This window comes from Microvirga sp. HBU67558, assembly GCF_018069605.1.
In the GTDB taxonomy this organism is placed as follows: Bacteria; Pseudomonadota; Alphaproteobacteria; order Rhizobiales; family Beijerinckiaceae; genus Microvirga; species Microvirga terrae.
Map to the genome: position 1 here is coordinate 63,376 of NZ_JAGPUP010000551.1, position 23,556 is coordinate 86,931.

General features: G+C 63.6%; 22 protein-coding genes. 7 read left to right on the plus strand and 15 right to left on the minus strand.

The window, feature by feature from the left end; all coding sequences use genetic code 11:
* Positions 1-13 precede the first annotated feature (13 nt).
* The 3 genes from KBI52_RS24600 to pdxY all read right to left on the minus strand — a co-directional run bounded on the left by KBI52_RS24600 (position 14) and on the right by pdxY (position 2,600).
* Complete coding sequence (locus tag KBI52_RS24600) at positions 14-805, minus strand: ABC transporter permease (protein ID WP_173948362.1); 792 nt, start codon at positions 803-805, stop codon at positions 14-16.
* Positions 805-1,617 carry an ABC transporter ATP-binding protein gene (locus KBI52_RS24605; RefSeq protein WP_173948361.1) on the minus strand — a complete coding sequence of 271 codons (813 nt, stop codon included), beginning with the start codon at positions 1,615-1,617 and terminating at the stop codon, positions 805-807. Before KBI52_RS24605 ends, KBI52_RS24600 begins: the two co-directional genes overlap by 1 nt.
* Positions 1,618-1,751: 134 nt before the next feature.
* Positions 1,752-2,600, minus strand: coding sequence for a pyridoxal kinase PdxY (gene pdxY, locus KBI52_RS24610; protein ID WP_210812047.1), 849 nt, complete (start codon positions 2,598-2,600; stop codon positions 1,752-1,754).
* 167 nt (positions 2,601-2,767) lie between these two features.
* Here pdxY and KBI52_RS24615 point away from each other — a divergent pair, with 167 nt between their 5' ends.
* The 3 genes from KBI52_RS24615 (at position 2,768) to KBI52_RS24625 (ending at position 3,951) form a co-directional block, all read left to right on the plus strand.
* Positions 2,768-3,274, plus strand: a complete 507-nt coding sequence (locus KBI52_RS24615; protein WP_247654632.1) for a DedA family protein — start codon at positions 2,768-2,770, stop codon at positions 3,272-3,274.
* A gap of 65 nt (positions 3,275-3,339) precedes the next feature.
* Positions 3,340-3,495: a hypothetical protein gene (locus KBI52_RS24620; protein ID WP_173948358.1), complete on the plus strand. Its 156-nt coding sequence runs from the start codon at positions 3,340-3,342 to the stop codon at positions 3,493-3,495.
* 315 nt (positions 3,496-3,810) lie between these two features.
* Positions 3,811-3,951, plus strand: coding sequence for a hypothetical protein (locus KBI52_RS24625; protein ID WP_173948357.1), 141 nt, complete (start codon positions 3,811-3,813; stop codon positions 3,949-3,951).
* Between the two features lie 24 nt (positions 3,952-3,975).
* Here KBI52_RS24625 and KBI52_RS24630 read toward each other — a convergent pair whose 3' ends face one another.
* Both KBI52_RS24630 and ilvC read right to left on the minus strand, forming a co-directional pair.
* Complete coding sequence (locus KBI52_RS24630; protein WP_210812048.1) at positions 3,976-5,727, minus strand: patatin-like phospholipase family protein; 1,752 nt, start codon at positions 5,725-5,727, stop codon at positions 3,976-3,978.
* 123 nt (positions 5,728-5,850) lie between these two features.
* Positions 5,851-6,870 carry a ketol-acid reductoisomerase gene (gene ilvC / locus KBI52_RS24635; RefSeq protein ID WP_173948355.1) on the minus strand — a complete coding sequence of 340 codons (1,020 nt, stop codon included), beginning with the start codon at positions 6,868-6,870 and terminating at the stop codon, positions 5,851-5,853.
* A 280-nt stretch (positions 6,871-7,150) separates the two neighbouring features.
* Between ilvC and KBI52_RS24640 the strand changes: the two genes are divergently transcribed.
* Positions 7,151-7,696 carry a DUF924 family protein gene (locus tag KBI52_RS24640; RefSeq protein WP_173948354.1) on the plus strand — a complete coding sequence of 182 codons (546 nt, stop codon included), beginning with the start codon at positions 7,151-7,153 and terminating at the stop codon, positions 7,694-7,696.
* Positions 7,697-7,700: 4 nt separating this feature from the next.
* On the opposite strand, the gene ilvN is transcribed toward KBI52_RS24640, so the two are convergent.
* Genes ilvN through KBI52_RS24655 form a run of 3 tightly spaced genes read right to left on the minus strand, consistent with a single transcriptional unit; the run spans position 7,701 to position 10,745 of the window.
* A complete protein-coding gene (gene ilvN / locus KBI52_RS24645; protein WP_173948353.1) occupies positions 7,701-8,246 on the minus strand; it encodes an acetolactate synthase small subunit in 546 nt (181 codons plus the stop codon).
* A 28-nt stretch (positions 8,247-8,274) separates the two neighbouring features.
* Positions 8,275-8,955, minus strand: coding sequence for a glutathione S-transferase family protein (locus KBI52_RS24650; protein WP_173948352.1), 681 nt, complete (start codon positions 8,953-8,955; stop codon positions 8,275-8,277).
* Positions 8,956-8,972: 17 nt separating this feature from the next.
* Positions 8,973-10,745 carry an acetolactate synthase 3 large subunit gene (locus KBI52_RS24655; protein ID WP_173948351.1) on the minus strand — a complete coding sequence of 591 codons (1,773 nt, stop codon included), beginning with the start codon at positions 10,743-10,745 and terminating at the stop codon, positions 8,973-8,975.
* A gap of 275 nt (positions 10,746-11,020) precedes the next feature.
* On the opposite strand from KBI52_RS24655, the gene KBI52_RS24660 reads away from it, so the two are divergent.
* On the plus strand, positions 11,021-11,848 hold the full coding sequence (locus KBI52_RS24660) for an RMD1 family protein (protein ID WP_173948350.1): 828 nt from the start codon (positions 11,021-11,023) through the stop codon (positions 11,846-11,848).
* Here KBI52_RS24660 and miaA read toward each other — a convergent pair.
* Positions 11,808-12,758 carry a tRNA (adenosine(37)-N6)-dimethylallyltransferase MiaA gene (gene miaA, locus KBI52_RS24665; protein ID WP_371823209.1) on the minus strand — a complete coding sequence of 317 codons (951 nt, stop codon included), beginning with the start codon at positions 12,756-12,758 and terminating at the stop codon, positions 11,808-11,810. The genes KBI52_RS24660 and miaA overlap by 41 nt on opposite strands.
* 14 nt (positions 12,759-12,772) lie before the next feature.
* Between miaA and serB the strand changes: the two genes are divergently transcribed.
* Positions 12,773-13,678, plus strand: a complete 906-nt coding sequence (serB, locus tag KBI52_RS24670) for a phosphoserine phosphatase SerB (protein WP_173948349.1) — start codon at positions 12,773-12,775, stop codon at positions 13,676-13,678.
* Positions 13,679-13,772: 94 nt separating this feature from the next.
* The gene (locus KBI52_RS34290; RefSeq protein WP_210812049.1) at positions 13,773-16,175 is read left to right on the plus strand and encodes a cadherin domain-containing protein; all 2,403 of its coding nucleotides are present in this window, start codon (positions 13,773-13,775) and stop codon (positions 16,173-16,175) included.
* A gap of 186 nt (positions 16,176-16,361) precedes the next feature.
* On the opposite strand, the gene KBI52_RS24680 is transcribed toward KBI52_RS34290, so the two are convergent.
* The 6 genes from KBI52_RS24680 to hflK form a co-directional block, all read right to left on the minus strand.
* Positions 16,362-17,183, minus strand: a complete 822-nt coding sequence (locus tag KBI52_RS24680) for an alpha/beta fold hydrolase (RefSeq protein WP_210812050.1) — start codon at positions 17,181-17,183, stop codon at positions 16,362-16,364.
* A 222-nt stretch (positions 17,184-17,405) separates the two neighbouring features.
* The gene (gene acs / locus KBI52_RS24685) at positions 17,406-19,349 is read right to left on the minus strand and encodes an acetate--CoA ligase (protein WP_210812051.1); all 1,944 of its coding nucleotides are present in this window, start codon (positions 19,347-19,349) and stop codon (positions 17,406-17,408) included.
* A 179-nt stretch (positions 19,350-19,528) separates the two neighbouring features.
* Complete coding sequence (locus tag KBI52_RS24690; protein ID WP_210812052.1) at positions 19,529-21,043, minus strand: DegQ family serine endoprotease; 1,515 nt, start codon at positions 21,041-21,043, stop codon at positions 19,529-19,531.
* Positions 21,044-21,232: 189 nt separating this feature from the next.
* Positions 21,233-21,424, minus strand: coding sequence for a DUF2065 domain-containing protein (locus KBI52_RS24695; RefSeq protein ID WP_173948344.1), 192 nt, complete (start codon positions 21,422-21,424; stop codon positions 21,233-21,235).
* A 6-nt stretch (positions 21,425-21,430) separates the two neighbouring features.
* On the minus strand, positions 21,431-22,363 hold the full coding sequence (hflC, locus tag KBI52_RS24700; protein ID WP_210812053.1) for a protease modulator HflC: 933 nt from the start codon (positions 22,361-22,363) through the stop codon (positions 21,431-21,433).
* The gene (gene hflK, locus KBI52_RS24705) at positions 22,360-23,502 is read right to left on the minus strand and encodes an FtsH protease activity modulator HflK (protein ID WP_210812054.1); all 1,143 of its coding nucleotides are present in this window, start codon (positions 23,500-23,502) and stop codon (positions 22,360-22,362) included. Before hflK ends, hflC begins: the two co-directional genes overlap by 4 nt.
* Positions 23,503-23,556 lie beyond the last annotated feature (54 nt).

A 23,556-nucleotide genomic window follows, 5' to 3' on the forward strand; every position in this document is an offset into this window, starting at 1 on the left:
CGGTGTGGAGCTCTTACGTTCGCGCGGCCAGCGATGCTTGCGGCCGCCAGACGAGGAAAGCGTTCTCGATCCTCGTCACGAGCATGTCGATGAGGATGACGAACACGGACAGGATCAGCATGCCGGCGAAGACGCCGGTCACGTCGAAGACGCTCTCGGCCTCGTGGATCTTATAGCCCAGGCCAGCGGAGGACCCGAGATACTCCCCGACGACCGCGCCGACGAGCGCGAAACCTACGGACGTGTGAAGCGACGAGAACACCCAGGTCAGCGCTGACGGCCAATAGACGTGCCGGAGCAGCTGGCGTTCGTTCATGCCCAGCATGCGGGCATTGGCGAGCACGACCGGCGACACCTCACGCACCCCCTGATACACGTTGAAAAATACGATGAAGAACACGAGCGTGAATCCAAGCGCCACCTTCGACCAGATGCCGAGGCCGAACCACAGGGCGAAGATCGGTGCGAGCACCACGCGCGGGAGGGCATTCGCAGCCTTGATATAGGGGTCGAAGACCGCGGCCAGCAGTTCCTTGCGTGCGAAGAGGAATCCGAAGATGATGCCGCCACCGGCGCCGATCAGGAAGGCCAGGATGGTTTCCACCAGCGTGATCCAGAGATGCCCCCAGATCTCGCCGCTGGCGAAGAGAGTCCAGCAGCGTTTCAGGACGTCGAGCGGAGTCGAGAAGAAGAACTGCACCTGCTTGGGCGTGCCGGAGATCGGATATACGGTCAGCACGTGCCATGCCAAAAGGAAGATCAGGCCCACGCCGATCTGAAGAACCGTGAGTTTCAGACGCGGCATCACGCATTCTCCCCTTGGCTGTAGGCCTTTTGAACCTCGACGCGAAGGCTCGCCCAGATCTCCTTGTGGATGCGGTGGAAGGTCCGCTCCATACGGACCTCGGCGATGTCGCGCGGCCGGGGCAAGTCGACCGGAAAGTCGCCGATGATCCCGGCAGCCGGCCCTGCCGACATCAGAACCACGCGATCGGCGAGCGCAATCGCCTCCTCCAGATCGTGCGTGACGAACAGGACCGCCTTGCGGTCCGCCGCCCACAGGCTCAGGAGCAGGTTGCCCATGATCTGCCGCGTTTGGGCATCGAGGGGACCGAAAGGTTCATCCATCAGAAGGATCTCGGGATCACGGATCAGGACCTGGGCCAGGGCCACGCGCTTACGCTGCCCGCCGGAGAGCATGTGCGGATAGCGGTCGACGAAGGCTGCAAGGCCCACCCGTCCGAGCCAATCCCTCGCGCGCTGGACAGCGTCGCTGCGGGACACACCTTTCGATTCAAGGGCGACTGCCACGTTGTCGAGGGCCGTTTTCCATGGCATCAGCGCATCCTGCTGGAAGAGGTAGCCGGCACGTAGATTGAGGCTGGCGAGATCGCTGCCGAATATCGTGACCCGACCGGCCGAGGGCTTCAGCAGGCCGGCGGCCGCGTTCAGGATTGTGGATTTGCCGGATCCCGTTGGCCCGACGATAGCCACGAACTCCCCGGGACGAACCGCAAGATCGATGCCCCTGACGGCCGTATAGCCACCCACTCTCGGCCCGAACGTGATGGCGACATCGTCGAGCGCCACCGCCGCAAGGGAGGTTGCCTGATCCATTCCGATCCTCATGGTCCCATATTCGGGCGCATTCTAGGACCGCCTCCGGAAGGATCGCAAGGTAAGCCGGCTTCTCCCTTCGGCCTATCCGCCGTCAGCGACATGACGAACCATAACCCAGAGAGCGGGTCGGCCTAGACCTCCACCGCCTCGAAGCGATGACTGGGCGAGACGAACTCGTCCTGCGCGGCGATCGTCAGGATCTCGCGCGATCCCGCCTCCTCGGTGCGCTTGAGCAGGCCGTAGACGGAGGCCGAAGCCGCGGCCAGAGCCGTTGGGGCCGAACGCGAGCGGGCATAATGGACGAAGAAGAGAGCCGCGATGGCGTCCCCTGCCCCGTTGACGGACAGCGACAGCTTAGGCGTCCGGACGCACCAGAAGCGCCCACTCTCACCGGCCACGAGATCGACGCTGTCGGCCGGGGTCTCCTTCGTCTCGACCGAGGTCACGAGAATGACCCTCGGGCCTAGTCCCTGCACGATCGAGACGGCCTGTTTCACATCGGCCAAGGTCTGGGTCGCGAGGCCTGACAGGTAATCCAGCTCGAACTGGTTCGGGGTGATGATGTCCGCGGAGGGAACCGCCTGCTTGCGCATGAATTCCGGAATGCCCGGCCGTACGAAGACGCCACGGCCCACGTCGCCGATCACCGGGTCGCAGCAATAGAGAGCCTTCGGGTTGAGCACGCGCACCCGCGCCACCGCCGAAAGGATCGCATTGCCGATGTCGGCTGACCCCATATAGCCTGAGAGAACCCCGTCGCACCGGGTGAGCACGCCTCGCTCGGCGATTCCCTCGACGAGATCCTCGATGGCAGGGCCGTCGAAAACCCGCCCCTTCCAGGAACCGTATCCGGTATGGTTGGAGAACTGAACCGTGTGAATGGGCCAGACCTCGACGCCGAGGCGCTGCATCGGAAACACCGCCGAGGCGTTACCCACATGACCGTAGGCGACATGCGATTGAATTGAGAGAACGTTCATGGATCTGGCCCCTTTCGCTTACCCGTTAGCGCAACGGCCGTCGCGCTTCAAATCGCCTGATGTGATCTCACTCATCACAAAGGCAGTTGGTTCTCTCCGCGACAATCCGTATTGATCTTAGCTCCTCCTGCGAAAGGGCGGCCTCAGGCATCATGGACATCGGGTTTTTGAAGACCAGCATCGTCGGATTCGTGCAGACCCATCAGGCCTATGCCCCCTTCGTCCTCGGCCTCATGACCTTTGCCGAATCGCTCGCCTTCGTGTCGCTGCTCCTGCCGACCATGACGATCATGATCGCGGTCGGTTTCGTGATCGCCGCTGCCGACATCCCCTTCTGGCAGGTCTGGGCAGGGGCTGCGTGCGGGGCCTTTCTCGGAAATTGGGTCTCCTTTGCGATCGGCCAGCGCTACAAGAAGGCGGTCTATGAAACGTGGCCCCTGTCGCGCAATCCCAAGCTCATCATGCGGGGAGAAGATTTCTTTCAGCGCTTCGGACCTTGGGCCGTGTTCCTCGGGCGGTTCTTCGGCCCGATCCGCGCCGTGATCGCCCTGATCGCCGGGATCTTCCTGATGCCGGTCGTGCTGTTCCAGGCTGCCAACGTGGCGTCAGCCTCCGTCTGGGCCTTCATCATCCTGGCACCCGGCGCGGGGCTCGCGCAGTATTGGCTGTGGTAGGTCCGCACAGCGGGGAACCGGGCGTCCCAGGGTTCATTAACCTCCCACACCGAAGGAGGTCCCTGATGGGAAAAGGCAAGATGAACGGCGACAACTCCGCCGAAAGCAAGAAGCATCCTGGCCATGAGATCCGCGGCTCGGGTGGGACCGTGAAGAACCGGAACGATCCCGGGAAGCAGGACAACAACAAGGCTCAGAACACGAAGAGCAACCAGCAGTAACAGTAGCGGCTCGCTCGAGGGCGAGCCGCCACCCCCCTCTATTCCAGGAGGTGGCAGCGCTCTTCCATGATGTTAACAGTATTGCTGTAACATCACGGTTTCCTCGTTGTGAGCCTTCCTTCTCCCGCCTCTTACGAAGAGGTCAGCCCCGCTGCGCCCTCGCTGGAGGCGGCTGATCCGCTAGGAACAGAACTGCCAGCCATCTGGTGGCCGTCGGTCTCAGCCGCTGCGTCCCTGGTTTTCTCAGTCCTCTGGCTCATGGAGAGTTGGGAGCAAGCCGAGCCGCTGAGAGGTCCGACCAAGGCAAATCAGCTGATGCAGAGCCTTGCCGCGCTGCTCGCGACCCTCGTCTGCTCCTACGCCGTTTACCGGTTCTGGAAGCACCGCCATGAGACGCTCGGCATCGTTCTGGGCCTTTCGGTGGTGGCAGGTGCCATGGTGCTGCATCACCTATAAGCCGCGTGGTCTCGCCCGCCGTTCTCAGGTCATCCTGAATGCATCGAGATCTCCCGCGTCGATGCGCTCCTTCGTATGCCGGTAGCCGATCTCGACCACTCTCTCGAACTGCTCCCACCCACGGAGCGGCACGTCGGCAAGAGGCGGATGGATCACGAGTGTGGCATGGGCACGCGCTTTCAAGGTTTGGGCATCGCTCGAGATGGTGGCCGAGCGATAGAGCAGATTGACGATATCAGGAGCATCGGCCGGCAGTCCGAGAAGTCTGCGCAGGAGCGGCGCTTTCTTCTCCTCATCGCCCGCGGACGTGAAGGCCACATCCCGCGCCACATCGATGCCGAGCACAGGTCCCCTCTGGAAATCGGCCATGATGTCGGCCGGCAGGTTATTCATCATGGCGCCGTCGACGAGCACCCCTTCGGGCTCGACCATGGGCGGCAGCAGCCCGGGAATGGCGAGGCTCGCCCGCAAGGCCCGCCAGAGCGTACCCTGACGATGAACATGGGTCGTTCCGGTCGTCAGATTCGACGAGACGCAGAAGAAGGGTAGCCAGAGATCCTCGATGTTTCGCTGCCCGAAATGTTGGCTCAGCCGGGCATCGACCTTGAGACCACGGATCAAGGCGATCAGCGGCAGGGTGTAGTCGTTGAGCGGCGGGCTTCGGACGAAGGCCTCCATCATGATCTCGCGCGCCTCGTCAATGTTGATCTGAAGAGCGCAGACGGCCGCCATGACTGCACCGATGCTGGTTCCGCCGGCGAGATCGATCGGAAAGCCGCACTCCTGCAGAGCCTGGATCGCGCCGAGATGAGCAAAGCCGCGCGCTCCGCCCCCGGCCAGGACCAGGCCGACGGCCCTGCCGCTCGACGTGCGGATGAGCCGCTGGAGATCGCTCCGGCTCCTTTCCCGCACATGAAGGCGCTGGTCGACGGGAAGCCCTTGAAGCGATGGATGCGCCGGTTTCGGCCGGGTGGCATCTGGCTTCTGCAGCAGGACGAGGTCGTGCCGACGCCATCCGGATGCGGCCGCCCTGAGCGCCTCAGCCTCACAGGTCAGCGGCTCGCCTGGCCGCGCCAGGAGCACGACATGGTCGGCATGGCGGATGCAGCGCTCCATCCAGGCCCCGGATGGCTCGGGCGAGACGTAGATCACCCTCTCGCGGCTCGCCTCGAAGCGGTACAGCCAGTTCTCGTCCTCCTCGTCGGGCATTGCCGCGACCAGATCGACCCCGGCCCCGTGGCTCTGTCGCATCTCGGCCAGGAACGCCTGGGCAAAGTCCGAAACCGCCACGCCATGCGTGACCGGAACAATGGCGAAGGTTGTGGGCGTGAACGTCCTGGGCTTGCTGCGGGTCGCCGCGCGAAGCCGCTCGGCCAGCAGCTTCGAGAGATAGAGCATGACGGCGGGCCAGCGCTCGATGAGATCCTCGAAATCCGTCCGGGCCAGGGTCAGGAGGACCGAGTCCCGCAAGGCCGTGACGGTCGCCGAGCGCGGCGCATGGGAGATGAGGGCCATCTCGCCGATGGTCTCCGGCGGCGCAATGCGTGCGATGCGCTGCTGCTCGCCGTGACTGCCCTGCACCGACACCCCAAGGGCCCCGGACACGAGCATGTAGAGCGCATCGGCCGGATCGCCCTCCTCGAAGAGGACCTCACCGCCAGGGAGCACGATGCGCTGGAGTTTGGACTGAAGTTCGAGACGGGCAGCCGGGTCGATTCCAGCCCACAGAGGCAGGTCAAAGTCCGCCAGTTCTTCAAGCAAGTTCGTCGCGCCCATGGAATTCCGTAACGTTATCGTTCCGGTGCCACTAGCGGGAATCCGCCGCCCTGACAAATCCGCTTTTGGCGTAGCGCGAAGTCGCTCAGGCGGCGCGGGAGAACCGCGCCGCCCGGAAACGGCTCAGTTCCGGCTCTTGTCGACCAGGGCCTTTTCCTTGATCCACGGCATCATGTCTCGCAGGCGGCCGCCGACATCCTCGATCGGGTGCGCGGCGTTGCGGGCCCGGGTCGCCTTGAAGGAGGTCTGGTTGACCTTGTTCTCGAGCATCCAGTCGCGGGTGAACTTCCCGCTCTGGATATCCTCCAGGACCCGCTTCATCTCGGCTTTGGTCTCGGCCGTGATGATGCGCGGGCCGGTCACGTACTCGCCGTACTCGGCCGTGTTGGAAATCGAGTAGTTCATGTTGGCGATGCCGCCCTCGTAGATCAGGTCGACGATCAGCTTCACCTCGTGGAGACACTCGAAATAGGCCATCTCGGGGGCGTAGCCCGCTTCGACCAGGGTCTCGAAGCCCGCCTTGATCAGCTCGACGAGACCGCCGCAGAGCACCACCTGCTCGCCGAAGAGATCGGTCTCGCACTCCTCCTTGAAGGTCGTCTCGATGATGCCGGCGCGGCCGCCGCCATTGGCGGAGGCGTAGGAGAGCGCGATGTCATGAGCATTGCCCGTGGCGTCCTGATGGATCGCGATCAGGGTCGGCACGCCGCCACCGCGCTGGTATTCGGAACGCACCGTATGGCCCGGCCCCTTCGGGGCGACCATGAGCACGTCCAGATCCTTGCGGGGCTCGATGAGGTTGAAGTGGACGTTGAGGCCGTGAGCGAAGAGCAGCGCCGCGCCCTGCTTCATGTTGTCGTGAAGCTCGTTGCGGTAGATGTCGGCCTGGAGCTCGTCGGGGGTCAGCATCATGACCACGTCGGCCCACTTGGCGGCCTCGGCAACGTCCATGACCTTGAGCCCGGCCTTCTCGGCCTTGGCCACGGAGGGCGAGCCCTTACGCAGGGCCACGACGATGTCCTTCACGCCGGAATCGCGCAGGTTCAGGGTATGGGCGTGGCCCTGGCTGCCGTAGCCGACGATGGCAACCTTCTTGCCCTTGATCAGATTGATGTCCGCGTCGCGATCGTAATAGACACGCATGGTCCTCGGGTCCCTTAGTTCAAAGGGGGGCTTTTCCCCCGTCCTCGTAGCCGCCGCGCGATCCTTAGGATCTGCGCAACATTTGTTTTGTCAGGCGCCGCTTTTAGCGAATAAAACTGCGCTGACAAGGTGTTGTTTGTAGCAAAACTGCCGACCCTGCCTGCACCCAGCGCAAGGCCGGCCTTTTCTGTCAACAAACGATCCGAGCCTGGAGAGTTCAAAAGGCTCTCGAATGCTCTAGATTGGCCTTGATCCCCGTTGCCGAGAAGGACAACGCCGCATGCAGCGTCTTGCCACTCCCGCCGAAGTCATCTTGTTCTGGCGCGAGGCCGGTCCTGACAAATGGTTTTCGAAGGACGAAGCCTTCGACCAGGTCTGCCGCGACCGTTTCCTGCCCACCTATGAGGCTGCCGCCCGGGGCGATCTCAACGAGTGGGAACTCACCCCGGAGGGCGCGCTCGCCGTCATTCTCCTCCTCGACCAATTTCCCCGGAACATGTTCCGGGGAAAGCGCGAAACCTACAAAGCCGACCCGGTGGCCCTGATGGCCGCTGACCGCGCCATCGAGCGCGGATTCGACCATCGGGTGGAACCTGAGTTCCGCCGGTTTTTCTACCTTCCCTTCATGCACTCCGAGTCCCTCAGGCATCAGGAGCGCTCGGTGGCCCTGAACGAAGCCCTCGGCGAGGACTCCATCAAGTGGGCGCGCCACCATCACGGCATCATTGCCCGCTTCGGCCGTTTCCCTCACCGCAATGCCATTCTCGGCCGCGAGACGACGCCCGAGGAGGAAGCGTTCCTGCAGGAGAACGACTTCAGGGGGTGAGGCCTCAGCTAATCCCTTCCGCGCCCCGCGCCATGGCGGCGACGCCGGTGCGGGAGACCTCGACCAGTCCGACTGCGGTCATCAGCTTGATGAAGCGCTCGACCTCGTCGGTCGTGCCGGTCAGCTCGTACACGAACGAGGTCAGGGTTGCGTCCATCGTACGGGCGCCGAACGCCGAGGCGAGACGCATCGCCTCCACCCGGTGATCGCCCTTGCCGACAACCTTGACGAGACAAAGCTCGCGCTCGACGGCCTCGCCGGTGAGCGTGAGGTCCACGACCCGGTGAACGGGCACGAGGCGCTCGAGTTGGCTCTTGATCTGCTGAATGATGCTGTCGGTGCCCGTGGTCACGATGGTGATGCGCGAGATATGCGCCTCGTGCTCCGTCTCGGTGACGGTCAGGCTCTCGATGTTATAGCCGCGACCGGAGAACAGGCCGGCAATGCGCGCAAGCACGCCGGGTTCGTTGTCGACCACGATGGCGAGCGTATGCCGGCTCGAGGGTTCGACGCGGGTCGCATCGGGATAATGAGTTTTCATCTGCAGCATGGTTTGGTTTCCCGAATTCTGATTGGCCTCAAGCCGCCCTGCGGTAGTTTTCGATGGCTTCCTCGTCGATCTCGTCGGCCGTGACGACCCATTCCTCCGTCATGGCGGCAGCGCGCCATTCCTGAAAGGCCGGTAGCGACAGGATCGCGTCCACATAAGCCTGCGTGGTGGCATCGAGCGCGATGGAGTAGGTGTCGAGACGCGTCACGAGCGGCGCATACATGGCATCGGCCGCCGAGAATGCGCCGAACAGGAACAGGCCGCCGGCACCAAAACGCTCGCGCGACTGACGGACGATCTCGCTGAAACGCGCGACATCACGAGCGACGGCCTCGCTCCGATCCTTCCTGGCGAACTTCTTGCCGAGATTCATCGGGCATGCGGAGCGCAGGGCCGAAAAACCTGCATGCATTTCGGCTGCGATCGAGCGCGCCATGGCGCGGGCCTTCCGATCGTCCGGCCACACCGGCGCGCCGAAGGCGTCACCCACATATTCCATGATGGCAATGGACTCCCATACGGTCACATCGCCGTCGATCAGGATCGGCACCTTGCCGGCGGGCGAATGCTTCAGGACCTGCGCCTTCGTGTCCGGCAGGTCGAGCGGGATGGTGATCTCGTCGAAGGTAACCCCGAGCTGCTTCATCAGCAGCCAGGGCCGTAGCGACCAGGACGAGTAGCACTTGTTGGCGATGACGAGAGTTGGCATGGTTCCGACTTCCCGCATCACACCAGCATCTTGCCCTTCTCGTCGATCACGGAGCCGATATCGGCTCCGGTCTCGCCGAGATAGTCGTTGAGCAGCATCTCGTTATGCGCCTTGCCCGAAGGAATCATCGGGAAGCAGTTCTCGGTCTTGTCGACGATGCAGTCGAAGATGACCGGGCGGTTCACGTTGATCATCTCTAGGATCTTGGCGTCGAGGTCGCCGGGCTTGTCGCAGCGGATGCCGACGCCCCCATAGGCCTCCGCGAGCTTAACGAAATCGGGCAGCGATTCCGAGTAGCTGTGGGAGTATCGCCCGCCGTGCAGCAGCTCCTGCCACTGACGCACCATTCCCATGTACTCGTTGTTGAGGATGAAGACCTTGACCGGCAGGTTGTACTGCAAAGCCGTCGACATCTCCTGCAGCATCATCTGGATCGAGGCTTCGCCGGCAATGTCGATCACGAGAGCATCGGGATGCGCCAGCTGAGCGCCGACCGCCGCCGGCAATCCGTACCCCATCGTGCCGTGGCCGCCCGAGGTCATCCAGCGGTTCGGCTCCTCAAACTTGAAGTATTGCGCCGCCCACATCTGGTGCTGGCCCACTTCCGTCGTGACGTAGGTCTCGCGATCCCTAGTCAATTCATACAGGCGCTGGATCGCGTATTGCGGTTTGATGGTTTCAGTCGAGTTGCGGAAGGCCAGACAGTTGCGGGCGCGCCAGCCGTCGATCTTTCCCCACCATTCCGTGAGAGCGGCCTTGTCCGGCTGATGGGCATTCTGCCGCCACAGGCGCAGCATGTCCTCCAGAACATGCGCGCAATCGCCGACGATCGGGATATCAACCTTCACGGTCTTGTTGATGGAGGACGGATCGATGTCCACGTGAATGCGCTTGGAGAAGGGTGAGAAAGCATCGAGGCGGCCCGTGATGCGATCGTCGAACCGTGCACCGATATTGATCATCACGTCGCATTCGTGCATCGCGAGATTGGCTTCGTAAGTGCCGTGCATGCCGAGCATGCCGAGCCACCGGCGGTCGGAGGCCGGAAAGGCGCCAAGCCCCATCAGGGTCGAGGTGATGGGAAAGCCCGTGAGTTGCACGAGCTCACGCAGCAGGGCGGAAGCGTGAGGACCCGAATTGACCACGCCGCCGCCCGTATAGAACACCGGACGCTTGGCCTTGGCCATCAGCTCCACGGCCGCGCGGATATGGTCCAGGTCACCCTTGACGGTCGGCCGATAGGTCTTGTGCTGGTTGCTCAAGGGGCGCACGTAAGAGCCGGTCTTGAACTGAATGTCCTTCGGCAGGTCGACCACGACCGGTCCCGGCCGTCCGTTCTGGGCCACGTAGAAGGCCTCATGGAGGACGCGCGGCAGATCCTCGATGTTTTTGACGAGATAGTTGTGCTTCGTGCAATGGCGGGTGATGCCGACCGTATCGCATTCCTGGAAGGCATCGGAGCCGATGAGATGTGTCGGAACCTGACCGGTGATGCAGACCAGGGGGATCGAGTCCATCATGGCGTCCGCCAGACCCGTGATTGCGTTGGTCGCACCGGGACCGGACGTCACCAGCACGACGCCGGGCTTGCCGGACGAGCGGGCATAGCCTTCGGCCGCATGCACCGCCCCCTGCTCATGGCGCACGAGGACGTGGCGAACCCTGTCCTGGTGAAAGAGCGCATCGTAAATGGGAAGCACCGCACCGCCCGGATAACCGAAGATATGCTCAACTCCCTGATCCTGCAGGGCTCGGATCACCATTTCGGCTCCGGTCATCGTCTCGCTCATCTCACTCGCTCCCTGGGGTCTTTCGCATCACTGTCTTGGAATTTGGGCAATAAAAAAGGCCCCTGAGGGGGCCTGTGCGCCATCGCCGGACCTGCGGGTCAATCCCGCTCCGTCGATGGCGCTCGTACTACGAGAATAAGCTTGCGCATGGGGGCAGCTCTCGGTTCAAAAGTTGCGCCGACGCTAAACGATCCGTTTCATTCGGTCAAGCGGGAGGGACTTGCTTTGAAGCGGCTTAGCTTTTGCTCCAGGCCCCCTATTTTAGTTGTATGACCATGTCCGATCCTATCCCATCGACCGGCGCGCCCACGCCGAACCTGCGCCTCACCGCCCGCGCCCTGCTCCTGGGCGACCGCCTCGACGTGGCCGGGCTCGAGCGGAGCGACGTGCTCTCCACCACGCCCCTCGCGTTCCGGGCCGGACAGGACGGCTTCGTGGCCCTCTTCCGCTACGGCGTCGCTGTGCTGGTTGGACTGACGCCCCTGGAGGAGGACGAGGTCATCCGCAGCCTGCGTCAGCGCATCCGGGGCGAGTTCGCCCGGCACGAGGAAGAGACCGCGATCATCGAGATCACACCGGACCGCGACGACCAGATCCCGCCGGGCGGGCCGATCTACATCAAGCAGCTCTCGACCGAGCGCCTGATCGTGATTGCCGATGCCCTGTCCAAGAGCGCGACCCTCGCCCGGGACGAGCGGGAGGCCACGGCCGCCTTCGAGCTGGTGGAGCCCTCGGTCCAGCACCTCGCCGAGCGGGGCCGACGGCCCAGGGACCGCCGTCGGATCCTCAAGCAGGTCGGCCAAGCGCTCCTGGTCCGGCAGCGCATGTCGGGCGGCGTGGCCGTGGAGGAAAAGCCGGATGTCCTCTGGGACCGCCCGGACCTGGAGCGCCTCTATGCCCGTCTGGAGGACGAATACGAGTTGAAGGAGCGCGCCACGGCGCTCCACCGTAAGCTCGAAGTGCTGGGCGACACCGCCCAGGCCCTGACCGACATCATCGATACGGAACGGTCCTTGCGTCTCGAACTGATCATCGTTCTCCTGATCGTGTTCGAGATCGTCATTACCTTCTATCAGATGGCGACCGGCGCTCCGGGGCATTGATCCGGGCCATCACGGCCTCGAAGCCCCGCTCCGGCTCGACCCATTGCCAATCGGGCAACTGGTGGCGGAACCAGGTGAACTGACGCTTGGCATAGCGCCGCGTGTCGCCCTGACCCCTGGCGACGGCCTCGTCGAGCGGTATTTCGCCGCGCAGATGGGCGAGGAGGCCCGGAACGCCGTGAGCGCGCATGGCCGGCAGCATGGGGTCGAGGTTCCGCTCGCCCAGGGCCTCCACTTCATCCAGCGCGCCCTGGTCCATCATGGCGAGGAAACGCGTGTCGATGCGCCGACGCAGCTCGTCCCGGTCGGGGGCAAGAAAGAGTTTGACGATCGGCATGCCGGCCAGTGGCCCCGGCTGGCGGTCTCCGTGGAACGACACGAGCGGCCGACCAGTCGCAGCGAAGACCTCGAGCGCCCGCTGGACGCGCAGGCGGTCGGAGGGGTGCAAGGTCCGGGCCGTCTCGGGGTCACGGCCCGACAGGAGGCTATGCAGCTCGGGTGTATCCAGTCCTTCGCTGTCCCGGCGCACCTGCTCGCGCACGGCGTCGGGCACGGCGGGCATGTCGGACAGGCCTTCGGTCAGCGCCTTGAAGTAGAGCCCGGTCCCGCCCACGACGATCGGCAGCTTCCGACCCTTGAGCTCCTGGAGAGCCGCAACGGCGTCGGCCACGTAGCGCCCGACGGAAAAGTTCACGCCAGCATCCACATGACCATAGAGCCGATGGGGCGCCTGAGCCTCCTCCTCCGGCGTGGGCCGGGCCGTGATCACCCGAAGATCCCCGTAGACCTGCATGGAATCGGCGTTGATCACCACGCCGTCGAGCTCTTGGGCCAGTCTGATGCCCAATGCGGACTTGCCTGAAGCGGTCGGCCCTGCGATGAGAACCGCGCCGACCTTCAACCCACTCACAGCCAGGTCTCCCAATGGCGTCTTCCCCGAATGCCCTCGTTGCGACCCTGATCGCCGATCCGTCCCGGCCCGCTCTGACGGACAAGGTCCTGGCGCTCGCCGCAACGTCGCTCGGACAAGAGACGGAACGCTCCGTCCTGGCAAGGGGAATCGCCGCGGATCTGATTGTTCCGGCTCCAGCGGAGGCCAGAGCCGTCGAGGCCGCCCTGCGCCGCGCTCTCGACGACCGGCCCGTCGATATCGTGGTGCAGCCCTTGGCGACTCGCCGCAAGCGCCTGTTCCTGGCGGATATGGATTCCACCATGATCGGCCAGGAATGCATCGACGAGCTGGCCGATTACGTCGGGTTGAAAAGGGAAGTCTCCGAAATCACCGAACGCGCCATGCGCGGCGAGATCGCCTTCGAGCCGGCCCTGCGCGAGCGGGTTGCTCTGTTGAAGAACCTTCCAGTCGGGGTGGTCGACGAGATCATCGAGAAACGCATCACCCTGACGCCCGGCGGCCGGGCGCTCGTCCAGACCATGCGCGCCAACGGGGCCTATACCTGTCTCGTCTCCGGCGGCTTCACCCTGTTCACCGGTCCGATCGGGGCCAAGATCGGCTTCAACGAACACCGCTCCAACCGCCTCATCGTGGAGGGCGAGAGGCTCGCCGGCACTGTCGAGGAGCCGATCCTGGGCCGGGAGGCGAAGCTCGCGACGCTCATCGAGCTGCGCACCCGCTTCGGCCTGGCGCCGCACGAGGCCATGGCGGTGGGGGACGGCGCCAACGACCTCGCCATGCTGGAGGAAGCCGGGCTCGGCATCGCCTTCCACGCCAAGCCAGCCGTTGCGGCAGCGGCCCATGCACGGATTGATCATGCGGACCTGACCGCCCTGCTTTACGTGCAAGGGTATCGGGAAGGCGAAATCGCCGTGTAAGCACTCCCCCAAGAACCCAGCCAAGATTCCATTTGACTAATGTAATTAAGTACCATTAATAGGTAGATGATCCTATCGCATAGGGAGCACTGCCGTGCCGTATCCTACCAACCATGCACCGGTCATTGGTCGCCTGACCGCCGATTACGTCATGGAGCATGCGATCGACCATTACATCATCGGCGTGGTTCAAGCGAAGGATGAGGATGGCGATCCCCTCACTTATGAGCTGATCGACGACGCGGGCGGACGCTTCTATCTGACCGGCGACGATCTACGGGTGAAGGATGGCAGCCGGCTCGATCACGAAACTAATCCTTTCCACACGGTGAAAGTTCGTGTCACGGATATCCATGGTTGGTCCGTCGAGCAGGAGTTCACGATTCGGGTTCTCGACGGCAATGGAAATCCTCCGCCGCCGCCGCAGAACCACGCTCCGAATGACCTCGTCGTGTGGGCCGAGGACGTGCCGGAGAATGCGCTCGGCGGTTACTTCGTCGGTCAGGTCCTCGGCTACGACCCGGACGGGGATCAGCTCAGCTATCGTATCGTCAATCAGGACAGTCCGTTCGTTCTGAAAGGCAACCAGATCTTTCTGCGCGAGGGCGCCGTTCTCGATTACGAAACACGCCCGGTTCAGATCGTGACGATTGAAGCGTCTGACGGACGTGGTGGAACGCTGACTCGGAGCTTCGACATCAAAGTCAAGGATATGCCTGAGACTCCGCCGCAGAACCATGCGCCGGAGGTTGTCCTGATCGGCGGCTACGTTCCGGAGAACGTGCCATCCGGAAGTTATGTCGGCAACATCGATGTCGTGGATCCGGACGGCGACCTCGTTCAACTGGAGCTCGTCGACGATGCGGACGGTCGGTTCACTCTCGATGGTCACCGGCTGCTCGTTCTCAACGGATCCAAGCTCGATTACGAAACGGCCATGGCTCACGACATCTGGGTGCGCGCGACGGACCACCGGGGAGGCATGACGCTCGAACGGCTTACGATCACCGTCATCGATGTGAACGAGGATCAGAATCCACCTCCTGAAAATCAGGCCCCGACCATGCTGATGCTGGACGGGGTTCAGGTTCTGGAAAACGCCCCCACGGGCGCTGTCGTCGGCTATCTGCATGGCGTCGATCCGGACGGTGATCCACTGACCTTCAGCCTGCTCGACGATGCCGACGGCCGGTTCAAGATCGAGTACAACCGGATTGTCGTCGCGGACGGAACGAAGCTCGACTACGAGACGGCCCGTGAGCATCCGATCCGCGTTCAGGTCAGCGACGGACGAGGCGGCGTCAAGGAAGCGATCTTTACCATCCATGTCCGCGACAGGCCCGATACGCCGCCGAACAGCCACGCCCCGATCATCGAGGATCTGATGGGATCCGTGGTGGTGGAGAACGCCCAGAACGGCACGATCGTCGGGACCGTGAGCGCCTATGATCCGGACGGGGATCCCCTCTTCTACGAACTCCTCGACAACAGCGATGGCCGTTTCAGGATCGAAAACAACGTGATCGTCGTGGCGGACGGCAGCCGCCTCGACTATGAGGCGAGCCACTCTCATAGCGTGCGGGTTCGCGTGACGGACAGCCATGGTCTTTCAGACACACGGACCTTCGCCATCGCCGTCAAGGATGTGAACGAGAATCCGCCGCCACCGGACAACCATGCTCCGATCGACATCATTCTGTCTGACGACACAGTTGTCGAGAATAGCGACAACGGCACGATCGTAGGCCTTCTGATCGGCAAGGATGAAGACGCCGGAGAACGCCTGACCTATTCGCTCCTTGACGATGCCGGTGGCCGCTTTGAGATCGTTGGCGATGAACTGGTAGTCAAGAACGGCGCAAAGCTGGATTATGAGATCCAAGCATCTCATGTCGTGACCATGCGCGTGACCGACTCGCACGGTCTCAGCCTCGTGAAGTCGTTCGTCATTCACGTCGAGGACGAGGACGACGAGTCCACGCAGGGATCCGATGGCAACGATACGATCGTAGGCGGCGCGGGTGACGACGTCTTCTTCGGAGGTCTTGGGGACGACATTCTGACCGGCGGCGCCGGTAACGACTCCCTAAGTGGGGGTGATGGCAACGACCGGCTGTTCGGTGGGAAAGGCAAGGATGTCATCGCCGGCGGCCTGGGTGCCGATACTCTGACGGGCGGAGCCGGAAAGGACGTCTTTGTTTTCGACACGAAGCCCGGCGCAGGAAACGTCGATCGTATCACGGACTTCTCGGTGAAGGACGACACGATCCATCTGGCGCGCACGATCTTCAAAGCCGCCGGTCCCAAAGGCATCCTGTCCAAGGGCGCGTTCTGGATCGGCTCGGAAGCGCATGCCGCCGCAGATCGCATCATCTACAATGCTGACAACGGCAAGCTCTACTATGATGCGGACGGGAGCGGGTCAAAGGCCGCGGTTCAGATTGCCCTGTTGAAGGCAGACCTCGACCTGAAAGCGACGGACTTCATGATCATCTGATCATGCTCCCGGAATGGATCGTGCCTTGTGAGAGCGAGCCTCGCCGGCTCGCTCTCACATCTTTGCGTATTCGAACCGCTCCACCTATGAGCAGCCCGACGAGGTATCGTCTCCCGTCCTCTCCACCGAGGAGAACGGAAAGGCGGTTTCCGACGAGCCGCGGAAGCGACGCCGCGATGGAGCGGATCAGCCCTTGATGAAAGTCAGAACGTCGTTGTTGAACCGGTCTGCCTCGAGCTGTGCCAGACCATGGGCCCCACCGGGATAAACCTTCAAGGTCGCATTGGACACGATCTTTGACGAGAGCATCGCTGACGCGACGATCGGAACGATCTGATCATCATCCCCATGGACGATGAGCGTCGGCACATCGAACTTCTTCAGGTCCTCGGTCAGGTCGGTTTCCGAGAATTGCTTGATGCAATCGTAGGCAGGCTTGATGCCGGCCAGCATGCCCTGCAGCCAGAAGTTCATGCGGATGCCCTCCGAGATCTGAGCACCCTCGCGATTGTAGCCATAGAACGGCAGGCTGAGATCGTAGAAGAACTGCGAGCGGTTCTCGTAGGTGTTCTTGCGGATGTCGTCGAAGACCTCGATCGGCAGGCCCTTCGGATTGGCCTCCGTCTTCAGCATCAGGGGCGGGATAGCCCCGACCAGCACGATCTTGGCGACCCGCTGGGTCCCATGTCGGCCGATATAACGGGTGACCTCGCCGCCGCCGGTCGAGTGCCCGATCAGAATGATGTCCCGCAGGTTGAGCTCCTCGATGACGGCTGCGAGATCGTCCGCATACGTATCCATGTCGTTGCCGGTCCAGGTCTGGGTCGAGCGCCCGTGCCCACGCCGGTCATGCGCGACGACACGATAGCCGCGTTCGCCGAAGAACATCATCTGCGCATCCCAGGCATCCGCATCGAGCGGCCACCCGTGCGAGAAGACGATGGGCTGTCCGGAGCCCCAGTCCTTGTAGAAGATTTCGGTGCCGTCCCTCGTCTTGATCGTGCTCATGGCCTGCTCCTGACGCCCCACCGAATTGGGGTGCTCGTTCAGAACGCACGGCAGCATGCCGGCGACTGTGGCCCCTCGTCGTTTGCAACACACCGGATGCGGGATACTGAAACTGGAACGGGAAGACTCAACTCGACCGCCGGGGGGATGGAACGTCTCCGGCGATTCTTCACATAAGTTATCCTGACAAGGTGGGCCCTTTATGACAAGGAAGGACGCCGCTTAGCTTTTAGGCAATTGGACCCGTCGTACGATCTCCGCCACCACGGTCGGATCGGCGACCGTCGAGGTATCGCCGTGGTTCTCGTAATCGCCGGCGGCAATACGCGTGAGGATCCGGCGCAGGATCTTTCCGGAACGGTTCTTGGGCAATTGCGGTGCCCATTCGATTCTGTCCGGTGTCGCAATCGGGCCGATTCGCGTGCGCACGACCTGGACGAGGTCGCGACGGAGGTTGTCGCTTTCGGCGACTCCGTCCTTGAGAGTGACGAAGGCGAAGATGCCCTGCCCCTTGATCTCGTGCGGCATGCCCACCACGGCGGCCTCGGCCACGGACGGGTGAGACGCCAGGGCGGACTCGACCTCGACTGTGCCGAGCCGGTGGCCTGAGACGTTGATCACATCATCCAGGCGGCCGGTGATCCAGTAATAGCCGTCCTCATCGCGCCGGGCGCCGTCGCCGGTGAAGTAATAGCCCAGGAAGGTGCTGAAATAGGTTTTCAGGAAACGTTCTCGGTCGCCCAGGATTGTGCGGGCCTGTCCGGGCCAGGAATCGGCAAAGCAGAGATTGCCCGCCCCCTCGCCTTCGACGATCGTCCCGTCGCCGGCGAGCAGCACAGGCCGTACGCCGAAGAAGGGCTTCGCCGCCGAGCCCGGCTTCAGGTCCATGGCGCCCGGCAGCGGGCACAGGAGAACGGCACCGGTCTCCGTCTGCCAATAGGTATCGATGATCGGGCAGCGCCCTCCTCCAACGACCTCGTGGTACCAGATCCAGGCTTCCGGATTGATCGGCTCGCCCACCGAGCCCATGATCCGCAGGGACGACAGGTCGTGCCTGCGTACTGGGCCTTCACCGTCGCGCATGAGGGAGCGGATCGCAGTCGGCGCGGTGTAGAAGATATTGACCTTATAGGTCTCGATGATCTGCCACCATCGAGACGCGTCCGGCCAGGTCGGGACGCCCTCGAACAGCACGATGGTGGCGCCGTTCGCGAGCGGCCCGTAGATCAGGTAGGTATGCGCCGTCACCCAGCCCACATCCGCCGTGCAGAAGTGGACGTCGCCGGGGTGGTAGTCGAACATCGCCCTGAAGCTCGCGGCTGCATGGACGAGATAGCCGCCGGTGGTGTGGAGCATGCCCTTCGGCTTGCCCGTCGAGCCGGAGGTATAGAGCACGAAGAGCGGATCCTCGGCGCCGACCTCGACCGGGGGAGAATCCACCGACACTTCGGCAAGAGCCTCATCGTACCAGCGGTCGCGGCCGGCCGTCATGGGAACCTCGCACCCGGTTCGGCGCACCACGAGCACATGCTCGACGACGGGAAGGCTTTCGAGCGCCACGTCCACATTCTTCTTGAGCGGGACATGCTTGCCGGCACGCAAGCCTTCGTCGGCCGTGATCAGAACCCGCGAGCGGCAATCCTCGATGCGTCCGGCCAGCGCCTGCGCCGAGAACCCGCTGAACACCACGGAGTGTACGGCGCCGATCCGGGCGCAGGCCAGCATGGCAGCGATGGCCTCCGGCACCACGGGAAGGTAGACGCTGACGAAATCGCCCTTCCTGACCCCGAGCGCCTTCAGGGCGTTAGCGAGGCGGGAGACCTCCTGCTTCAGGTCGTTCCAGGTGACCGTCCGGCTGTCACCCGGGGTATCTCCCTCCCACAGGATGGCGGCGTCACCGCCGCGGTCACGGGCGTGGCGGTCGAGACAATTGAAGGACGCGTTCAGCCTGCCGTCGGCGAACCACTCGATGGTGACGTCGTCCGGCGAGTAACGCGTGTTCTTCACGCTCGTGAAGGGCTTCGCCCAATCGAGAATCTGCGCCTGGTCGCGCCAGAAGCCCTCCGGATCGTCGAGGGAGCGCCGGTACATATCCTGATATGCTGGCGCATCCACATGGGCGGTCGACTTCAGGGTGGCGGGAACGGGGAAGACGGGCTGGCTCATCGGAGGCTTGGTCTCTGGAACTCTGGCTCGGCAAGAGCAGGGGCAAGCGGAAAGTCGCCGTCAGATGCTCCTGGCAGACCGTTTAGTCAACCGTATTGTTCTTTATTCAGAACAAGTCTGTCATGCAAAATGAAAAGGCGGCCTCCAGGGCCGCCTTTTCGCAAGTCGGATGCCTCGTCTTATTCGATCGACAGGGCGACGAAGCGCACTTCGCCCTGGGCGTTCGCCACCAGGAGCAGGGCGGACTTGCGGCCCTGCCCCTTGAGGTCGTCGATCTTCCTGGTCACGTCGGCCGGGCTCGTCACCGGCTCCTGATTGACCTCGACGATGACCTCGCCGGCCTGGATCCGCTTGTCGGACGCATTCGAGTTCGGGTCGACCCGGGTGATGACCACGCCCTTCAGGTCGTCCTTCAGGCTGAACCGGCGGCGCAGCTCGTCCGTCATGCCGGACATGTTGAGGCCGAGCGCCTGTCGGGTCGCGGTCGGCGGCTCGGTCGAGGGCTGCTGCAGGCTGGCCTGCTTCTCGGTATCCTCGAGCCGGCCCAGGGTGACCTGCTTGGACATCTCCTGGCCCTTGCGGACGATGGCCACGTCGACGGCCTTGCCGACCGGCGTCGAGGCGACGATCCGCGGCAGGTCGCGGGAATCCTTGACCTCCTTGCCGTCGAAGCGAACGATCACGTCGCCGACCTCGAGGCCAGCCGGCTTGGCGGGTCCCTTGTCGTCGATGCCGGCGATCAGGGCGCCGCGGGCCGTGCCGAGGTTCAACGCCTCAGCGGTCGCATCATCCACGTTCTGGATGCGCACGCCGAGCCAGCCGCGGCGGGTCTCCCCGAACTGGCGCAGCTGATCGATGACCGGAACGGCCGTGGAGGCGGGCACCGCGAAGCCGATACCGACCGAGCCGCCGGTCGGCGAGAGAATGGCCGTGTTGATGCCGATGACCTCGCCGTTCATGTTGAAGAGCGGGCCGCCGGAATTGCCCTTGTTGATGGAGGCGTCGGTCTGGATGTAGTTGTCGTAGGGACCGGACTCGATGTTGCGGCCACGGGCCGATACGATGCCGGCCGTCACCGAACCGCCGAGGCCGAAGGGATTGCCGATGGCCATCACCCAGTCGCCGGCGCGGATGGACTCCGAGTCGCCGAACTTCACCGCCTTCAGGGGCTTGTCGGACTTCACCTTCAGAACGGCAAGATCCACCTTGGAATCCTTGCCGACGATCTCGGCCTTGAGCCGCGTGCCGTCCGGGAAGATCACGCTGATATCGTTGGCATCGCCGATCACATGGTTGTTCGTCACCACGATGCCCGACGGATCAATCACGAATCCGGAGCCGAGCGAGTTCGAGCTGCGCGGCCGCGAGGGACTGCTCTCGCCATTGCCCCCCTGTCCACGGCGGTTGAAGAATTCCTCGAAGAGATCCTCGAAGGGGGTTCCGGGCGGCAGCTGAGGCAAGGTCCGGTTGCGGGCTTCGACCGTGGTCGAGGCCGAGATGTTGACCACGGCCGGAGTGACCTCATCGGCGAGATCAGCAAAGGATTCGGGCGCCGAGCGCGCATAGGCGGGCAGCGGCATGGCGGCCGTTGCCACAATCGTGAAGACCGCGAAGCAGGACGCGGCCAACCGGCGCAGGGGACGCTGGGGCAGCGCTGTCGTGGAAGGCGCCAGCGCATTCGTGGCTGTGTTCATCGAAAACCCTCTCTCGGAGAATAGCCATATAGATTGGTACTTGGGCCCGCCATTCAAGCGGATATTGCGGCGGAAGCTTGGCCTCAAGCCTCGGACCCGAAAGTGGATTCCACTTTCGGGATCAAACCGATGCCCAACGCGAAGCGAGGTGCATCGTTTCGCCGGCGTCAGAGGCCTCAGCATGCGCGTTCAGCTGAATTGCCGCACCAGCCAGATCACCCCGAGCCCGATGATCGCCGATATGATCCCGACGATCCGCATCTGATCGCTCGGGCTATGGGCCGCCTCGTACATGGCCCGGCGCATGCCGTCAGGAAAGGCTGCAAACAAGATGCCCTCGACCGCGAGAGCGAGGCCGAGGGCTGCAATCAAGTCCATCATCAGGGATCATTGGGCTGGAGCCGGCTGGGCCGGCGCGGGAGCGGTCTGCGTGGCGCCTCCGCCGTTCCGTCGACCGGCTGGGTCGTTGAAATAGCGGAAGAAGTCGGAATCGGGGCTCAACACGAGCCGGGTATCGCCCGACTTCAGACCCGCCTCATAGGCCTGCATCGAGCGGTAGAAGGAGAAGAACTCCGGATCCTGCCCGAAGGCCTCCGCCAGGATGCGGTTGCGGTCCGCATCACCCTGGCCGCGCAGCTCCTCGGCCCTCTGATTGGCCTCGGCCCGGATGATCGTCGCCTCACGCTCGGCCTTGGCCCGGATGGTCTGGGCCTGCTGCTGACCGTTGGCGCGCAGGTCCGCCGCCTCGCGTTCGCGCTCGGTGCGCATGCGCTGGTAGACGGCCTGGCTGTTCGCCGCGGGCAGATCGACGCGGGTGAGGCGCACGTCAATCATCTCGATGCCAAGGCTCGCCGCCTGCCGGTTCACGTCCGCTTGGATGCGGTTCATGAGATCCGCGCGCTCGGTGCGCACGATGGCGTCCCGGGAAGCGCTCGCCAGGGTGTTGCGCATGGCCGAGTTGGTAAAGCTCTGCAGGCGCTGGTTGGCCAGCGCGATGTTGCCGACGGCCTGGTAGAAGCGCAGCGGGTCGACGATCCGGTAGCGCGTGAAGGCGTCGACCTCCAGGTTCTGCCGGTCGGCCGACAGCACGGTCTGCACCGGCAGGTCGAGATCGAGCACGCGCTTCTCGAAATAGGTCACCGTGTCGACCAGCGGCAGCTTGAACTTCAGGCCCGGCTCCGAAATGGCGGATTGGACCGCACCGAAGCGCAGCACAAGGGCATACTGGGTCTGCTGCACGATAAAGGTCGCGCTGTAGAGAACGATGGCCACGAGGACCAGGCCGATCAGGGCGACCGTGCGAAGAGTCGAACCGTTCATCGCGTGGCTCCCTGCTGGGTGGCGGCATTGCCCTGCTGCTGCGGGCGCTGGGGTTGCTGGGTAAGAGGCAGGAAGGGCACGACGCCCTGGCCGTTCTGGTCGACGATGATCTTCTCGATCCCGCCGAAGACGCGCTCCATGGTCTCGAGGAAGATGCGCTCGCGGCTGACGTCCGGAGCCTTGCGGTACTCTTCATAGACCTGGCGGAAGCGCGCCGCCTGACCGGTCGCATCGGCGACCGACTGCTCACGATAAGCCTCGGCCTGCTGCACCGTGCGGGAGGCCTCACCTCGCGCTTCGGGAACGACCCGGCTGGCGAAGGCTCCGGCCTCGTTCTGGACGCGCACCGCATCCTGCTGGGCGGCGTTCACGTCGAAGAAGGCCTGGCGCACCTCGGACGGAGGCTGGACGGCCTGAAGCTGGACCACGTTGATCAGGACGCCGGCGCCATAGGCGTCGAGGGCCTCCTGCATGATCTGGCGCACTTCCTGGGCGACGCTGGCCTGCTCGGTGGTCAGGATCGCCTGGATGTTGCGCCGGCCGATGACCTCGCGCATGGCGCTCTCGGCCACGGACTTGATGGTTCCGTCGGGATTCTGAAGGTTGAAGACGTAGTCCTGCGGACGGGCGGGATTGATCTGCCAGACCGCGTCGAAATCGATGTCGACGATGTTCTCGTCGGCGGTCAGCATCAGGCTTTCCTCGATCACGTCACGGGCGCGCCCCTGCCCGGTCGGCGTGGAGCGGTAGCCCACCTCGACCCGCTGCTGGGCGGTGACGTTCGGCTTGAGCACCCGGCCGATCGGATAGGGAAAGTTGTAGCGCAGACCTTCGCCGGAAGTCCGTGTATACTTCCCGAAGATCATGTTGATGCCGACCTCGTTGGGCCGCACCGTGTAGAATCCGGTGAGCAGCCAAACGGCGATCACGCCGAGAACGAGGATGATCAGCCCCCTGCCCCCCATGGAGCCGCCGGGGATGAAGTCTTTCAGGCGATCCTGGCTGCGGCGCAGGATGTCTTCCAGGTCCGGGGGCGTTCCATTGCCTTGCGGCCCCGAGCCCCAAGGGCTCTTGCCGCCTCCCGATCCGCCGCGTTGCCCCCAGGGGCCGCCGCCGCCGCTTTGGTTACTCCAAGGCATAGGACGCCTTTCCTCACTTATTATTGGTCTGCCGACACAGCCGTTGAGATCTCG

Bases quoted from the DNA above. Each gene is read 5' to 3' on its own strand.
- KBI52_RS24600 (WP_173948362.1), bottom strand. From the start codon at position 805: ATGCCGCGTCTGAAACTCACGGTTCTTCAGATCGGCGTGGGCCTGATC.
- KBI52_RS24605 (WP_173948361.1), bottom strand. From the start codon at position 1,617: ATGGATCAGGCAACCTCCCTTGCGGCGGTGGCGCTCGACGATGTCGCC.
- pdxY (WP_210812047.1), bottom strand. From the start codon at position 2,600: ATGAACGTTCTCTCAATTCAATCGCATGTCGCCTACGGTCATGTGGGT.
- KBI52_RS24620 (WP_173948358.1), top strand. From the start codon at position 3,340: ATGGGAAAAGGCAAGATGAACGGCGACAACTCCGCCGAAAGCAAGAAG.
- KBI52_RS24625 (WP_173948357.1), top strand. From the start codon at position 3,811: ATGCAGAGCCTTGCCGCGCTGCTCGCGACCCTCGTCTGCTCCTACGCC.
- KBI52_RS24630 (WP_210812048.1), bottom strand. From the start codon at position 5,727: ATGGGCGCGACGAACTTGCTTGAAGAACTGGCGGACTTTGACCTGCCT.
- ilvC (WP_173948355.1), bottom strand. From the start codon at position 6,870: ATGCGTGTCTATTACGATCGCGACGCGGACATCAATCTGATCAAGGGC.
- KBI52_RS24640 (WP_173948354.1), top strand. From the start codon at position 7,151: ATGCAGCGTCTTGCCACTCCCGCCGAAGTCATCTTGTTCTGGCGCGAG.
- ilvN (WP_173948353.1), bottom strand. From the start codon at position 8,246: ATGCTGCAGATGAAAACTCATTATCCCGATGCGACCCGCGTCGAACCC.
- KBI52_RS24650 (WP_173948352.1), bottom strand. From the start codon at position 8,955: ATGCCAACTCTCGTCATCGCCAACAAGTGCTACTCGTCCTGGTCGCTA.
- KBI52_RS24655 (WP_173948351.1), bottom strand. From the start codon at position 10,745: ATGAGCGAGACGATGACCGGAGCCGAAATGGTGATCCGAGCCCTGCAG.
- KBI52_RS24660 (WP_173948350.1), top strand. From the start codon at position 11,021: ATGTCCGATCCTATCCCATCGACCGGCGCGCCCACGCCGAACCTGCGC.
- serB (WP_173948349.1), top strand. From the start codon at position 12,773: ATGGCGTCTTCCCCGAATGCCCTCGTTGCGACCCTGATCGCCGATCCG.
- KBI52_RS24680 (WP_210812050.1), bottom strand. From the start codon at position 17,183: ATGAGCACGATCAAGACGAGGGACGGCACCGAAATCTTCTACAAGGAC.
- acs (WP_210812051.1), bottom strand. From the start codon at position 19,349: ATGAGCCAGCCCGTCTTCCCCGTTCCCGCCACCCTGAAGTCGACCGCC.
- KBI52_RS24690 (WP_210812052.1), bottom strand. From the start codon at position 21,043: ATGAACACAGCCACGAATGCGCTGGCGCCTTCCACGACAGCGCTGCCC.
- KBI52_RS24695 (WP_173948344.1), bottom strand. From the start codon at position 21,424: ATGATGGACTTGATTGCAGCCCTCGGCCTCGCTCTCGCGGTCGAGGGC.
- hflC (WP_210812053.1), bottom strand. From the start codon at position 22,363: ATGAACGGTTCGACTCTTCGCACGGTCGCCCTGATCGGCCTGGTCCTC.
- hflK (WP_210812054.1), bottom strand. From the start codon at position 23,502: ATGCCTTGGAGTAACCAAAGCGGCGGCGGCGGCCCCTGGGGGCAACGC.